The sequence below is a fragment of the Staphylococcus sp. FSL W8-1270 genome (assembly GCF_038007165.1).
GTDB lineage: Bacteria > Bacillota > Bacilli > Staphylococcales > Staphylococcaceae > Staphylococcus > Staphylococcus hominis.
The window spans coordinates 1,373,135-1,388,932 of sequence record NZ_JBBOWQ010000001.1; the positions used below are offsets into that span (position 1 = coordinate 1,373,135).

The 15,798-nt window shown below is 30.5% G+C and carries 11 protein-coding genes; 3 read left to right on the forward strand and 8 right to left on the reverse strand.

Going from position 1 to position 15,798, the window contains the following annotated elements:
* Positions 1-43: 43 nt before the first annotated feature.
* The gene (locus NSU06_RS06970; protein WP_048683130.1) at positions 44-1,135 is read left to right on the forward strand and encodes a prephenate dehydrogenase; all 1,092 of its coding nucleotides are present in this window, start codon (positions 44-46) and stop codon (positions 1,133-1,135) included.
* Positions 1,136-1,186: 51 nt separating this feature from the next.
* Here NSU06_RS06970 and NSU06_RS06975 read toward each other — a convergent pair whose 3' ends face one another.
* On the reverse strand, positions 1,187-2,449 hold the full coding sequence (locus tag NSU06_RS06975; RefSeq protein WP_017174683.1) for a Y-family DNA polymerase: 1,263 nt from the start codon (positions 2,447-2,449) through the stop codon (positions 1,187-1,189).
* Positions 2,450-2,597: 148 nt separating this feature from the next.
* On the opposite strand from NSU06_RS06975, the gene NSU06_RS06980 reads away from it, so the two are divergent.
* Positions 2,598-2,783, forward strand: a complete 186-nt coding sequence (locus tag NSU06_RS06980; protein ID WP_017174682.1) for a 2-hydroxymuconate tautomerase — start codon at positions 2,598-2,600, stop codon at positions 2,781-2,783.
* Positions 2,784-2,868: 85 nt separating this feature from the next.
* Here the strand turns inward: NSU06_RS06980 and NSU06_RS06985 are convergent, their stop codons facing one another.
* Positions 2,869-3,846 (reverse strand): LCP family protein, encoded by a 978-nt coding sequence (locus tag NSU06_RS06985; RefSeq protein ID WP_017174681.1) that lies wholly within the window; start codon positions 3,844-3,846, stop codon positions 2,869-2,871.
* Between the two features lie 140 nt (positions 3,847-3,986).
* Between NSU06_RS06985 and msrA the strand changes: the two genes are divergently transcribed.
* Positions 3,987-4,502: a peptide-methionine (S)-S-oxide reductase MsrA gene (msrA, locus tag NSU06_RS06990; protein ID WP_002449832.1), complete on the forward strand. Its 516-nt coding sequence runs from the start codon at positions 3,987-3,989 to the stop codon at positions 4,500-4,502.
* Positions 4,503-4,539: 37 nt separating this feature from the next.
* On the opposite strand, the gene mprF is transcribed toward msrA, so the two are convergent.
* The 6 genes from mprF to parE form a co-directional block, all read right to left on the reverse strand.
* On the reverse strand, positions 4,540-7,062 hold the full coding sequence (gene mprF / locus NSU06_RS06995; RefSeq protein ID WP_048762429.1) for a bifunctional lysylphosphatidylglycerol flippase/synthetase MprF: 2,523 nt from the start codon (positions 7,060-7,062) through the stop codon (positions 4,540-4,542).
* 205 nt (positions 7,063-7,267) lie between these two features.
* Complete coding sequence (locus NSU06_RS07000) at positions 7,268-8,497, reverse strand: AI-2E family transporter (RefSeq protein WP_048762427.1); 1,230 nt, start codon at positions 8,495-8,497, stop codon at positions 7,268-7,270.
* 66 nt (positions 8,498-8,563) lie between these two features.
* Positions 8,564-9,415 carry a glucose PTS transporter transcription antiterminator GlcT gene (gene glcT / locus NSU06_RS07005; protein ID WP_048762426.1) on the reverse strand — a complete coding sequence of 284 codons (852 nt, stop codon included), beginning with the start codon at positions 9,413-9,415 and terminating at the stop codon, positions 8,564-8,566.
* Positions 9,416-9,543: 128 nt separating this feature from the next.
* Complete coding sequence (locus NSU06_RS07010) at positions 9,544-11,004, reverse strand: alanine/glycine:cation symporter family protein (protein WP_017174677.1); 1,461 nt, start codon at positions 11,002-11,004, stop codon at positions 9,544-9,546.
* Between the two features lie 209 nt (positions 11,005-11,213).
* Positions 11,214-13,613 (reverse strand): DNA topoisomerase IV subunit A, encoded by a 2,400-nt coding sequence (gene parC, locus NSU06_RS07015; RefSeq protein WP_019835481.1) that lies wholly within the window; start codon positions 13,611-13,613, stop codon positions 11,214-11,216.
* Positions 13,610-15,598 (reverse strand): DNA topoisomerase IV subunit B, encoded by a 1,989-nt coding sequence (gene parE, locus NSU06_RS07020; protein WP_037541070.1) that lies wholly within the window; start codon positions 15,596-15,598, stop codon positions 13,610-13,612. The genes parC and parE overlap by 4 nt, the downstream gene beginning before the upstream one ends.
* Positions 15,599-15,798: the final 200 nt, after the last annotated feature.

A 15,798-nucleotide genomic window follows, 5' to 3' on the forward strand; every position in this document is an offset into this window, starting at 1 on the left:
AAAATATAGATATTCTGAATATTTAGAAATAAGGAGGGCTCATATGAAAAATATTTTATTTGTTGGTTTAGGATTAATTGGTGGAAGCTTAGCTAGTAATTTAAAATTTTATCAATCTGATCTTATAATTTCTGCCTATGATACTGATGTAACTCAATTAGATAAAGCAATGTCTATTGGTATAATTGACAAAAAGATTAATGATTATGCTCTTGGTGTTAAGGAAGCGGATATTATTATCTTTGCTACTCCAGTTCATCAAACAGCAATATATCTAAATTCATTACCTAATTATGAAACCAAATCACATTTGATTGTAACGGATACTGGCAGTACAAAACTTATCATTCAAAATTTTGAAAAACGTTTATTAGAATCAAATATTCATCTTGTTAGTGGGCATCCAATGGCTGGTAGCCATAAATCTGGTGTCCTTAATTCTAAAAAACACTTATTTGAAAATGCATACTATATTTTAGTTTACGATGATGAACGTAATACACAAGCGGCTAAAACATTACAATATTTGCTCTCCCCTACACTAGCTAAATTTATTATTACTAATGCGAAAGAACATGATTATGTAACGGGAATTGTTAGTCATGTTCCACATATTATTGCCTCTAGTTTAGTACACTTGAGTTCAAGCCATGCAAATGATCATGCTTTAGTCAAACAGCTTGCTGCTGGTGGATTTAGAGATATTACAAGAATTGCAAGTAGTAATGCCGAAATGTGGAAGGATATCTCACTTAGTAATAAACAAAATATCATTAGTTTACTAGAAGATATGCAAACCAATATTAAGGATATGATAGTTAAACTTAAAAATGAAGAAGAACAACAAATATATCAATTCTTTGAAGATGCAAAAATTTTTAGAGATCAATTACCTCTTAAGCAACATGGTGTAGTCAATGTTGGGTATGATTTATATATTGATATTCCAGATAAAGCGGGTATGATTAATAAAGTTACTTCTATACTTAGTTTACATAATATTTCTATAAGAAACTTAAAAATTTTAGAAGTTCGTGAGGATATTTTAGGTGCTTTACAAGTTACCTTTAAAACTCCAAAAGATCGTGAATTAGGTATTGTTGCTTTAAATGAATTTGATACTTATATTCCATAAAAATAGAAGTGGGCCAAAATTCAAAATGAGTTTTGACCTACTTCCGTTTATTTACATTTTATGACCTGCCATTAATCCTAATCTATTATGTTTTGTTCCAGATTCAGTATAAGAAATTGCTTTTGAAACGATGCCTTTACCATATTTCTTTTGTAACGTATCAATCGTTTTAGCTAAATTTTCATCTCTTTGTCTTTTATATTCATCTACAAATAAATTTAATTGTCGATTTTCTTCATTAATGAACTGTGTTAGTGAAACACTTAACGTACGATACAAAGCCTGTTTATCACACAACTGATTCGCATAATCATTAACGACTTTAAATATATCTTGTTCTAGATTTGTAGCATCAGTTAAAGTGTGTTGTTTATGTATTCCTCCACCTTGAGTATATCCAAATGAAAAATGTATAGTACGTGCTAATTGCTTTCTTTCTCTTAATCTACAAGCAACATCTTCAATCAACTCTTGCATCACAATTTTTGTTTCATTAAATTGATAGTCTCTCATCAAAATTTGGCTTTTACATATAGTTGGATTATTAATTTTACTTTTTTCTCTTATTTTACTTTGATCTATACCGTTAGCATGTAAATGCATATCAGTGCCTAATATACCAAAGTCTTTCTTCAAATATCTATGAGGATAATGGGCTAAATCACCTATTGTAATAATTCCTTTTTTATTTAACTTTATTTCTGTTTTTTTATTGATTCCCCAAAATGATTTTAATGGTGAAATACACCATAATTTATCGGGAATGTCATGATACCGCCACTCAGTAATACCTTCTTTGGTGTGTTTAGCTTCGATATCCATAGCTACTTTACTAAGTAACAAGTTAGATCCAATACCTATTGTGCAGTATATTCCCGTCTTATCCAAAATTTCTTTTTGAAAACACTTAGCAAAAGAATATACTGTAGTATTAAAAAGATGGTAGCTATTTGTTACATCCATAAAAAATTCATCAATACTATACTGATGTAAATCTTCCCCTGGAACATATTTAAGAGCAATTTTAGAAATTTCTAATGATACTTCTAGATATCTTCTCATACTTGGATTAATAATATAAATATCATTACGTTGTGGAATTTCAAATAATCTAGATCCCGTTTTAATACCAAGTTCTTTTAATTTAGGTGTTGCTGCCAAAACAACAGATCCTTGTCGCTTAGTGTCAGCTACCACTGCTAATTTTGTCATTAAAGGATCTAATCCTTTTTCTATACAAGACACACTAGCATAAAAACTTTTCTGATCTACACATAGTATGTCTCTATCTTCAAGTAAATTATAATCATACATATCAACCCCCTCCTTAGATAATTCAATTATATAAGAACACTTGTTCTCTTACAACATTAAAAAGAACAAATGTTCTATTTAAATATCTTGAAGTTCATTTTTTAAAAATGATATACTAAGCACATAATTATATAAGGAGGAAAACATCATGCCGATTGTAAATGTAAAATTATTAGAAGGACGCTCAGATGAGCAATTAAAAAACTTAGTCACTGAGGTTACAAATGCAGTAGAGAAAACAACAGGCGCAAATAGAGAAGCAATCCATGTAGTCATTGATGAAATGAAGAAAAATCACTACGGTGTAGCTGGCGTAAGAAAATCAGATCAATAATATTATAATCTTCAAAGTTTACATAATAATATTATTGTAGTTAAATAGATAATAAATAAGCAGGCCACTTTGGCCTGCTTATTTATTATTCGTCTAAAAATGATTCTATTGCTTTTTTATTTTTCTCTTTATCAATATCTAATGCACTACCATCGTTATTAGTATTGATATTTTGATAAGAATTTTTTAACGGTACAGTTAGTGTTTCCACATTTTTATCGCCTCGTATTCCAAAACTTAGTCCTGTTTGGAAAATAGCTGAGTTTGGCATATCTGTATTAATATATCCTCTCAATATACCAGCTACTTTAGGTAATTTCACGATTGTACTTGGGGTAATCAATTCTTTCTTAAGTGTTTGCATAACTTGTTGTTGACGTCTCACACGTCCAAAGTCTCCCTCTGGATCATGTCTAAATCTCGCATAACCTAATAATTCTTTACCGTTTAATCGATGGTGTCCTTTTTTTAATGAAACCCCTATATTTTCTGACATATCTTTTTCAACATCAATTGGCACACCATTAGGTTCTAATTCATCAATCATTTTTTCAAAGCCAGTGAAATCAATGACTGCATAGTATTCAGGATTAATACCTAAATTTTTATTTAGTGTTTGTCTCAACAACTCTGGTCCCCCAAGTGAGTATGCAGCATTAATTTTATATTTGTCATAACCAGGAATTTCCGCATAAATATCACGCATAATTGACATCATTTTCATTTTTTTCTTAATATAGTCATACTGTACAACCATAATAGAGTCAGTTCTTGATTTTCCACCATTAGCTTGGTCAGCACCGAGCATTAATACTGTGATTTTCCCGTCATTTTTAACGGCTCCATTAAATTTATGAATTTTAATATCTTTTGCATGTTCTTGTGCATATTTCATACCACTTTGATATCCATGAACGACATACGTAATCATTGCAATAAGTAAAACTACAATAATCAGTATTACAAAAGGTAATTTTCGAAGTTTTTTCTTCTTGCGTCGTTTAGAAGGTATCGTTGTCCCCGTTTGTCGTCTTAATATTGTATTATCCTTCTCTTCTGTCATATTTACCTACCTTACACTCTCTAAAATCTTCAAAATAATATTCGGATATACTATAATATATAAATAAGTTATATAAAATATCTTAAAAAATCAAGTGTTTTCAATAAATATTACAAAGGTGTTATGAAAGGATGGCGTAAATGAATATTAATACAGCATACTTCGCAGGAGGCTGTTTCTGGTGTATGACAAAACCGTTTGATCAATTTGAAGGTATTGAATCAGTAACATCAGGTTTTATGGGAGGATCAGTTAAAAATCCAACCTATGAACAAGTAAAGAGCGGAACTACTGGACACTATGAAACTGTTAAAATAGAGTATGATGTTGCTTTATTTTCTTATCATAAATTATTAGAAATATTTTTTTCAGTCATTGATCCATTAGATGCTGGGGGTCAATTCCAAGATAGAGGGTCACAGTATCAAACAGCTATTTTTTATACAAATGATGATCAAAGAAAAGTTGCGATTAACTATATCAAAGATTTAGAACAAACGATGCATTCTGATAAAGCCATTGCTACTAAGGTTCTTCCCGCTTCAAATTTTTATAAAGCAGAAGAATATCATCAAAATTTCTATAAAAAAAATCCTGAACGTTACGCACAAGAACAGCGAGATCGCGCAAATTATGATCCTCGTTCTAACTCATAATAAAAAAGATATCCGAAATTGTTTTCGGATATCTTTTTTATTTATGTCTAATCACTCGCATTACTTTTAACATACTGTACCAGAGAGAACTATCTTTTCTATACACCAAAAATCGCGGTTCCCACTGGGGACTATATTTTTCTTTATATCTTCGTAACCCCTGAAAACGATATAAACCATTAAAATGTTCAAACACACGTCCCGCAATACGTTCTCGTAAATAAGAATAATCGAGTTGACCTACATTTGATAAGGTAGCCATACCCATGTTAAAAGCTTTATAACCTTTTTCTTTACCCCATAATAACATATGTAGATATAATCCATCCATTAGAGGTAAATCTAATTCAGGTAACCAACGAATTAAATCTACTGAAATTGCTTCGTTATAGTATGTCGGCATTAATGTACAAAAAGCAATAATCTTACCTTCTTCATTTTTCATAATTCCAATTGGGGCTTTATCTAAATACTGTTCTGTAAATTGCCCAACAGAAAAATGCATTTCAGTACGTCCATCGAGCCACTTATCACTTACTTTTCTAAGCTCTTCTATAAACGCTTTAGAAAATGGTGGTTCTATAATGTCAAATTTAATATTTAAATCATTAAATTTATTCAGTGTTGCTCTAAAACCACGTCTTTTTTTTCCAGAAGTAGTAAATTGTGTTAAATCAATAATAGCCTCTTCGCCTAATTTAAAAAATTGATTTCCAAAATTATGATACAACGGCATAAAACGATCAGATACTTGATAGAAAATGACATCATAACCTAACTTTTCAGCATAACTATAGAAATCAGCCAACAATGATTGGAATGATGCCGTATTTCCAATTGGATCTCCCAATACGACCAGCGCATTTGATTTATATCTATACATAAGAAAAGCTTGTTCACTGTCATACATAAATACATCTTTATCACCGCTATATATCAAATGACTTAAATAATTCCCTCCATATGTTTCTATGATTGATTTACATTGAGAATATTCTTGTAATTGATGTGGGCGTTCAAAGCGACGACCAAATAACCATGCAATACCAACAATTAATAATATAACAACTATCACAGTTAACCAGAAATAGTATTTTAATAATGACGTATCCATTTCCAAGTGATATAAATCTAAAGCATATAAAGTTTCAGAAATAATGAAATGATTAATATATAAAACAATCACACTAATGACTAAGGTAAATATTAAGTTTTTTAATCTAAATGGACGTTTAAATACTTTCGCACGTCGATAAGCTAAAATAAGTAAGATAAAAATAATGATGAGCCATGTAAGTAACATGATAGAAGCATACGTATATAACGTTGCAAGAAATATTAACACAAGTGAAATCATTGAATAAATAATTGCTCTCTTACTTTGCTTATATATACCCCTTACATTAACAAGTAATATTAAACATGCACTTGTATGAATAGACAACATGATATAGTAAATAAAATGATCAGCATCATATAATCCATCATAAACAATCGTCACATTATTAATAAAGAAAATAAAACTTGTTAATAGTGCAAGAATAGATAAAGCAAATGCTGGGATTTTTGAAATAATATCTTTTTGATAAGACAGTATGAATGAGGTAACATCTTTAGCGGGTACAAAATATTTAGATTCTTCAAAGTACTTACGCGCAGAATTGCCAAATTCAAACGTAGATAGAATTAAAGCAATGATAATAGGTACAAAATAATAAGCAAAACGATATAGCAGTAAGGCAATCAATATTTTTTCTTCAGGAATATCTAAAGATTTTAGTCCTAATAAAACAACTAAATCAAATGCCCCGAATCCACCTGGAATAAAACTAATCAGTCCAGAGAGTGCAGCAATAATAAAAATACCAAGTAATGTTGTAAAAGCTACATGAATATCAATAATCCATGCCGACAAGTAAAGTACAACAGCAGCAGCTATCCATTCAATACTTGAAACAAGCGTGCAATATATCCCTACCAATTTATTATGTTCAGTAACCGGTTTAACGACTGTATACACTATAAAAATAGGTAAAAATAAAGCGACTACGTACAATACCCATTTTACAAAACGTACTTTATCAAGAATATGAGAAGCATCGAAAATATGAAGTACGACTAAAATAGATAAGAAGCTTAAACCAGTTAACATTGAAACTAATATGATTGAAATAGCGTGAAGTAATCTTTTTCTATCAGAAGTATAATTTTTATAAATAAATGTTCTAAATCCTGCGCCTATAAATCCACCAAATCCAACAATAGCATTAAATGCATTAATAATATAACTCAAACGAAATACTTTGTTCAGTGGTATACTCAACTTTAAAGTTTTAACAAGAATGACATCATATAAACTTAAAAGTAGCATTGATGCGCCACCACATATAAATAAACCAATTAAAAACCATCGATTGATTTTACTAAATGCTTCTAATGTTTGTTTGAAGTTAATATGTGACAATTCATGATATAAAGTAGCAACTACTACAATAAAAAGTGTGATAGCAAATACCACTTTTAATATAGATATTAATCTATTTTTATGTTCTTCAGTCATTATTCATTATTATCCTTTACATTATATTAATATAAAATATATCATATCATATTCTAGTTATATATCTTTAGACTATTGAACTAACATAATTGTAAGATAAAAGAGAGTGGAAGAGAATTCATCGTCCCACTTTTGCAAGATGATTAGTACTATATTAAAAAGCCTAAGACAACTCATTATGTCTCAGGCTTTTTAATATAGTGCTTTATTCTGCTTCTGTGTAATTTTTATGTTCTTCTTTTTTAATTTCATATTGACCTGCATCGTCACCATAATATTTATTGTAACGACGTTTAAATAATAAGAAAATGTGAGAAGCTAATACTTTTAAAATAGCATAGCCAGGAATACCTAAAATAACTCCTACAATACCTAACAAATTACCCGCACTTAATAAAATAAAGATAATTGTTAGAGGATGAATTTTTAATGTTTTCCCCATAATATTAGGAGAAATAAAATGACCTTCAATAAATTGAACTAACGTCCACACAATAATCAATTTTAATAGCATAAACGGTGAAGTAATAATCGCAATAATAATTGCCGGAGAAATTGCAATTGTTGGTCCTAAGTATGGGACTACACTCGTTACTGCAGCAATTGAAGCTAGAACTAACCCATAATCCAAACCAATAATCGAATAACCAATAAACAATAAAATACCAATACAAAATGATACAATAATTTGGCCTTGAATATATGATCCGACCTGTACACTCATTTTTTCTAATAAATCATGATAGTCTTTTCTAAATTTAGGTGGCATAATTTTAGTTGTATAGTCTCTAAATTTAGTTCCATCTTTCAACATAAAGAATAATACAAATGGTGTAGTTGCAATCACAACACCGACATTCACAATAGCTTCTGCAAATGTTCTAATTTTAGTTCCAAATCCACTAAAATAATCTGATGTCAACGATGGAATCTTTTTAGAAGTAGAATCAAGCCATTCCTGAATTTGATTATAAAATGAAGATAAAATAGACATATGTGTCACTTTATCAATAGCTCTATTAAATTTTTCAATATATTTTGGGAAGTTATTTGCAAGTTGTTTAATTTGATCACCAATCACAGGAATTAATAAATCAATAATTAATGTTGCACCTCCAATAATCACTAGAAAGACTATTGTAATTGCTAATAATCTTGGAATATTATAACGTTCCATCAAATTAATTACTGGATTTAACAAATAATACAAAATAAGCGATAAAATAATTGGCGCTGCAATAGTATTAAAGATAATGACAAAAGGCTGAAAAACATAAGAAATTTTGTCAAAGATGAATATAGTAATACCAAGTAATACTAATGAAACTAGCGCAAATAATAAATCTTTACCACCCAGAAACTTCATAAAGCGTGTTTCAGAAAAGCTTAGCTTATTAGCTTTCTTTCCTTCAACCTTTTTGTGGTCCATTGACATATCATTTTCACCGTACCCTTTAATCTAAAATAAAATAATCTATATTATATCATACCATGTAGCTTATTAATTTTGTGTGTTATTTTGAGATTGAAAATGATAAATATGCAAAGCTAAATAAACAATTTCTGAATCATCTATATCAATATCTAGATCTTTTTGAATAACTTTAGAAATCTTATATGCTGTACTATAACAATTAGGGTAATATGTTTTGACCATATTGATAAACTCATCTTGTGCATGAACGTATTCCTTTTTATTTAAACGACGAATTAGGAATTGAATATGTCTAATAAATCGTTGATATTGAACAGTTCGAGGATTTACAGGATACCCTATGTCATTTTCGATAATTAATACACATTTACTTATCATTTTATTAATTAAAGATATTTCACTCATAGGTAAATCTTCTTTATTTGAAGCAATATGCAATGCTATAAAACCTATTTCATCATCAGGAAATGTGACGTCTAATTTCTCATTTAATCGCTGTATAACTTGTGTGGCGATATCATATGCCTCACTATATAAATGTTTAGTTTCCATTGCAAAGGGATTACTAATTATTTGATTTTGTTTTAAGCGTTTATATGCAAAAGTAATATGATCGGTTAAGGCAATGACTAGTTGTTTATCATCTTTCATATAAGTTGTACTTGTAATATAGTTAACTGATTCAATAATTGCCTGTAAGACCTCTTCATCAGCTATTTCAACTAGAGATTTATAATATTCTTGTTGTTGTTTTTGATCTAATTTATACACTTTCTCAATAGAAGCATTATCATCTACGACCATTCCAGGCTTTTTATTAAAACCAATGCCTTTACCGATTAAAATAACTTCTTGATTACTATTGATGCATATGATGACGTTATTATTTAAAATTTTTGAAATATGATATTTGCTCATCATTATCATCCTTTTTTACTATTAAAATTATATAGTTAAACATTATATTTGAAAAGTCATTCTTTTAAAAAACACTTCTTTCTCGCATTACTCTAAGAGATGGAGAAAAGAAGTGTTGATTTAAATTATTAATGTTTTTTAGATATTTTATCTTCGCGTCCCCAAGATTCAATACCAAATAAATTAATCTCAAGGTTTTCTGGTTTAAATACCGGTTTTAAACCGGCACGTTTTTGTTGAATATAATCTTTCATAACAGCAAATGCAATATTTGAAAGACCTATAATGGAAACAAGGTTTACAATGGCCATTAATCCCATAAATAAGTCCGCTGTACTCCATACGGTTTCAGTTTTAACAACTGCGCCTATAAATACTAATACAACAACTAAGCATCTAAAAATAAATAAAATTGCTTTATTTTTAGATAGAAATTCTATATTAGATTGTCCGTAATAGTAATTACCAACTACAGAAGAAAATGCAAATAGCGTAATCGCGACAGTTAAGAAGATACCACCTGGAGAACCAAGATGTTCATTCAATGCAGATTGTGTAACTTCTACACCTTGTGGCGCTTTTTCACCAAATTTTAAGCCTGAGTAAAGTAAAATCATAATAGCTGTTGCTGTACAAACAAGCATTGTATCGAAGAAGACACCTAAAGATTGAAGTAATCCTTGTTTTACTGGATGTGGTACAGCAGCAGTAGCAGCCGCATTGGGTGCTGAACCCATACCTGCTTCGTTAGAGAATAAGCCACGTTTTATACCTTGTAAAATCGCTGTACCTACCGCGCCACCAGCGACTTGTTCCATTCCGAACGCACTTTTAATAATTGTACCAATCATTGGAATGATTTGATCAAAATTCATTAGTAAGATAAATAAAACTATACCAACATAAACGATAGCCATTATTGGAACAATTAAAGATGACAACGTTGCAATACTACGTACACCACCGAAGATAATGATTGCTGTAATGACAGCCAAAATAATACCAGTAATGACTGGACTAATATGATATTGTGTTCTTAAAGATTCAGCAATAGTATTCGATTGAACAGTGTTAAATACAAATGCAAATGTAACAGTAATTAACACAGCAAATGTGATACCAAGCCATTTTTGATTTAAACCTTTGGTTATGTAATAAGCTGGACCTCCTCGGAAGCCACCTTCTTTATCATGAACTTTGTAAACTTGTGCAAGTGTTGCTTCTATAAATGCACTCGCAGCTCCGATAAATGCGATAATCCACATCCAAAAAACTGCCCCAGGACCCCCTAACACAATTGCTGTTGCTACACCAGCAATATTTCCTGTTCCAACACGGGAACCTGCACTAATAGCAAATGCTTGAAAAGGTGAAATACCTTTCTCTCCATTTTTCAAAGTTTCTGGTTTTTCAACTAATGCTCTAAACATTTCAGGTAACATTCGTAATTGAACAAATTTAGAACTAATAGTAAAGAAGATACCTACTGTCAATAGTAAACCTATTAAATACTGTGACCAGATTAAATCATTTCCAACTTGAACAACAGATTTAAACCAATCAGGTATTAAACTATCAAAATCTCTCAATTAAATCCCTCTCATCAAAATTATTGTTATGATATACATTACAAGAGATTTATATTGTAGTATTAAAGGTCAAAATGTACATGTTTTTCATGTCATCACTTTGATATACTTATCAACAATATAAATCTCTTGTGAGTTATAAATAGTTAAATATTAAATTAATTTTATCATCTTATGAATTACTTGAAAACAAAAATTTTAAAATCATATTAATTTATTATCATTGATTTTACATTTCCAAATTCATTTGTATCAACTACAAATGAACCATTTGTATATTGTTCAGAAAGATGAATATTAGAAATTTCACCTGTTTCAGCATGTTTATCTGAATAAAGTGTATAGTATGTTTCATCTCTGACAACATATGCAGCTACAATACGATGAGGATTTTTTTTCAATTCTTTTAAAAGTGTAATACCTCTTTGTGCGCGTTTGGCATCTTGTAATATATCTTTAGCAATACGTTTTATTGCTCCTCTTTGGGTAGCCATAATTATTGAATTATTCTGATCAACAGTATCAGTCATAATAACATAATCTTCATCTTTTAAATTGATAGATTTCACACCAGCCGCTCTTAATCCTGTATCTGAAAGTTCTTCTGTAGAATACGTTAATGACATGCCTTTATGTGTAATAACAGTAATCATTTGTTCTTGAGTTATGCGAAGTACATTTACCACTTCGTCTTCATTTTTTAATTTTGTTGCAATGAGTGGCTTATTAAATCGCGTGGTTTTAAATAATGATTGATTACTCTTTTTAATCATGCCATTACGAGTTGCAATAATATAAAATGCTTTACCATCAAATGTTTTTTCGTTAAATACATCTATAATTCTCTCATTTTCTTCTAAAGGCACAATTTGCGATACATGCTGACCTAACTCTTTCCATCGCACATCTGCAATTTTATGAATTGGAATAAAGAGATATCTTCCTTTATTTGTAAATACTAAAGCTGTATCTTGAGTATTTACAGTTTGGTATTTGAGTAGACTATCTCCCTCTTTTAAACCTACTTCTGTCACACCACTTGCATTAAAGCTACGTGTAGACGTACGTTTTATATATCCATGTCTAGTCACACTTAAAACCACTTCTTCACTTGGTACAATAACTTCTTTATCAATTTTAATTTCTGATATTTCCGCTTCAATTGAAGATAAACGTGATGTTTTAAAACGTTTTCGAATCTCTGTAAGTTCTTTTTTAATAACATTTAATAATGCGTCATGGTTATCAAGAATATTTCGGTACGCTTCTATTAATTTTTGTAATTCTTCATGTTCTTCTTCAAGTGCAACAATATCAGTATTAGTTAAACGATATAATTGAAGCATCACAATGGCTTCTGCTTGTGCTTCAGTAAAGTCAAATTCTTTTACTAAATTATCTTTTGCATCTTTTTTATTTTTAGAATGACGAATCAGCGCAATCACTTCATCTAATATAGATAAAGCTTTCATAAGACCTTCTACAATATGCATGCGCTTTTCAGCATGATTTAAGTCGTATTTTGTACGATTAGCTACAACTTCAATTTGATGATTTAAATAGCTGTCAATAATTTCACGTAGACCCATTAATTTTGGACGTCCATCACTAATAGCGACCATATTGAAATTATAAGTAATTTGTAAATCAGAATTTTTATATAAATAGTTTTTAATAGACTCTGAATTAACATCTTTTTTTAATTCAATAGCAATTCTTAAACCTGTACGATCTGTTTCATCACGTACTTCAATAATACCATCTACTTTTTTATCAGCACGAAGCTCATCAATACGTTTCACAAGCGAACTTTTATTCACTTCATAAGGAATTTCTGTCACAATTAATTGTTTACGTCCATTTCTTAACGCTTCTTCATCTACTTTTGAACGAACAACAATTTTTCCTTTTCCTGTTTCATAGGCTTTCTTAATACCATCAATACCTTGAATAATACCGCCTGTCGGAAAATCAGGACCTTTGATATATTTCATTAATTGATTTACTGAAATATTAGGATTATCAATATATTTTAATGTTGCTTGAATTACTTCACCTAAATTATGTGGAGGAATATCAGTAGCATATCCTGCCGAAATACCAGTCGAACCGTTTACTAGTAGATTTGGAAATCTTGCCGGTAACACCATAGGTTCAAGTGTTGTGTCATCATAGTTTGGTATAAAGGACACTGTTTCCTTATTAATGTCACGAACCAACTCCTCAGAAAGTTGACTTAACTTCGCTTCTGTATAACGCATCGCAGCAGGTGGATCATTATCAATACTACCATTATTACCGTGCATTTCGATTAATACATGACGCAACTTCCAATCTTGGCTTAAACGTACCATTGCATCATAAACTGAAGAATCACCATGTGGATGATATTGACCAATAACATCCCCAACTGTTTTCGCACTTTTACGGAAATTTTTATCATACGTATTGCCACTACTATACATAGCAAATAAAATTCTACGTTGTACAGGTTTTAAACCATCACGCACATCCGGTAACGCACGTTCTTGAATAATATATTTACTATATCTTCCAAAGCGATCACCAATAACATCTTCAAGTGATAGGTCTTGAATTATCTCACTCAATTGACTTCCTCCTCATCATATTCTTCAGTATCAAGTATTTGAACTTCTGTATTATCTAAAATACTTTGATCTTCTTGCATGCCAAATTCAACATGATTTTCAATCCATTCACGTCTTGGTGCAACTTTATCTCCCATTAATGTTGTTACACGTTTAGAAGAACGTACTTCATCATCGATTTGGACTCTAATCAACGTTCTTGTCTCAGGATTCATTGTAGTTTCCCACAATTGCTCAGGATTCATTTCACCTAAACCTTTATAGCGCTGTAAAATAAAGCCTTTACCTAATTGTTTTTGAAGTTTGTCCAATTCATCATCTGTCCAAGCATATTCTACTTTTTTAGATTTCCCTTTACCTTTTTCTAATTTGTATAACGGAGGTAATGCAATAAAAACACGACCTGCTTGAACAAGAGGTCTCATATATTTGAAGAAAAATGTTAATAATAACACTTGAATATGGGCGCCATCTGTATCAGCATCAGTCATAATAATAACTCTATTATAATTACTATCTTCTAATTTAAAATCATTACCAACACCAGCACCAATTGTATGAATAATTGTATTAATTTCTTCATTTTTGAAAATATCTTCAAGTTTTGCTTTTTCAGTATTAATCACTTTACCTCGTAAAGGTAAAATAGCCTGGAATTTTCTATCTCTTCCAAGTTTAGCTGATCCCCCTGCTGAATCACCTTCGACAAGATATAATTCATTTTTCTCAGTATTCTTACTTTGAGCAGGCGTTAACTTTCCTGATAATAATGTATCTTTACGTTTGTTTTTCTTACCAGAACGTGCATCCTCCCGTGCCTTACGAGCCGCTTCTCTTGCCTGTTGCGCTTTAATAGCTTTCTTCACAAGTGATTTAGATAATTGTCCTTTTTCCTCTAAATAATAAGGTAATTTTTCAGAAACAACAGAATCTACTGCACTACGCGCTTCTGATGTACCAAGCTTAGATTTAGTTTGTCCCTCAAATTGCAGTAATTCTTCTGGAATACGTACAGAAATCACTGCTGTTAATCCTTCTCTAATATCATTACCATCTAAGTTTTTATCTTTATCTTTAAGTTCATTGATACGGCGTGCATAGTCATTAAATACGCGTGTCATTGCTGTTTTAAATCCTACTTCATGAGTTCCGCCGTCTTTTGTACGTACATTATTAACAAAACTTAATATACTTTCAGAATATTGATCATTATATTGAAAAGCAACATCTACTTCGATTCCATTTGCAGCACCTGTAAACGTCGTAACATCATGCAATACTTCTTTACCTTCATTGATATAACTTACAAATTCTTTAATACCTTCTTCGTAATGATAAACATCTTCACGTTCTTTTCCATCACGTAGATCTTTCAATGTAATTTTTAAGTTTTTTAATAAGAATGCAGATTCTTGTAAGCGCTCACTTAATATATCAAAATTAAATGCCGTTGTTGCTTTAAAAATACTTGAATCTGGTTTAAATGTGACTTTTGTACCTGTTTTCTTAGTTTTTCCCGCTTTCACTAAACCAGAAGTTGGAATACCACCATCCTTAAAAGATTGCTTATAAATTTGTCCATCTCGATGAATTTCAACTTCTAACCATTCACTTAAAGCATTAACTACGGAAGCACCAACACCATGAAGTCCTCCAGAAGTTTTATATCCACCTTGTCCAAATTTACCTCCAGCATGTAATACAGTAAAAATAACTTCTACAGTAGGTTTACCAGACGCATGCATACCAGTTGGCATACCTCTCCCATTATCTTCCACTGAAATACTATTATCTTTATTGATTGTTACATCAATTTCATTACCATAACCATTTAAAACTTCATCGACGGAGTTATCGACAATTTCATATACTAAATGGTGTAATCCACGTTTATCAGTCGACCCAATATACATCCCAGGACGTTTTCTAACTGCCTCAAGTCCTTCTAATACTTGAATCGAATCATCTGAATAATGATTTGTCATTTTTGTTGCCAATGCGTTCGCCTCCTACAAACGTACGTTCGTTTTTTTAACTTTACAATAGTTATTCTTATATAAAACGCATTAAAATGCAAGTATGAGTTCTATAAGATAAACATTTAACTTAATATATAAGACGTTTTTTCAATTTTTAATCGTTGTCAGGAATACTTTGTGATAAAATATACCTACATTATATAAGG

Coding starts and splice junctions, on each gene's coding strand:
- NSU06_RS06980 (WP_017174682.1), top strand. CDS start 2,598: ATGCCGATTGTAAATGTAAAATTATTAGAAGGACGCTCAGATGAGCAA.
- parE (WP_037541070.1), bottom strand. CDS start 15,598: ATGACAAATCATTATTCAGATGATTCGATTCAAGTATTAGAAGGACTT.
- NSU06_RS06985 (WP_017174681.1), bottom strand. CDS start 3,846: ATGACAGAAGAGAAGGATAATACAATATTAAGACGACAAACGGGGACA.
- msrA (WP_002449832.1), top strand. CDS start 3,987: ATGAATATTAATACAGCATACTTCGCAGGAGGCTGTTTCTGGTGTATG.
- glcT (WP_048762426.1), bottom strand. CDS start 9,415: ATGAGCAAATATCATATTTCAAAAATTTTAAATAATAACGTCATCATA.
- NSU06_RS07000 (WP_048762427.1), bottom strand. CDS start 8,497: ATGTCAATGGACCACAAAAAGGTTGAAGGAAAGAAAGCTAATAAGCTA.
- NSU06_RS06970 (WP_048683130.1), top strand. CDS start 44: ATGAAAAATATTTTATTTGTTGGTTTAGGATTAATTGGTGGAAGCTTA.
- NSU06_RS06975 (WP_017174683.1), bottom strand. CDS start 2,449: ATGTATGATTATAATTTACTTGAAGATAGAGACATACTATGTGTAGAT.
- mprF (WP_048762429.1), bottom strand. CDS start 7,062: ATGACTGAAGAACATAAAAATAGATTAATATCTATATTAAAAGTGGTA.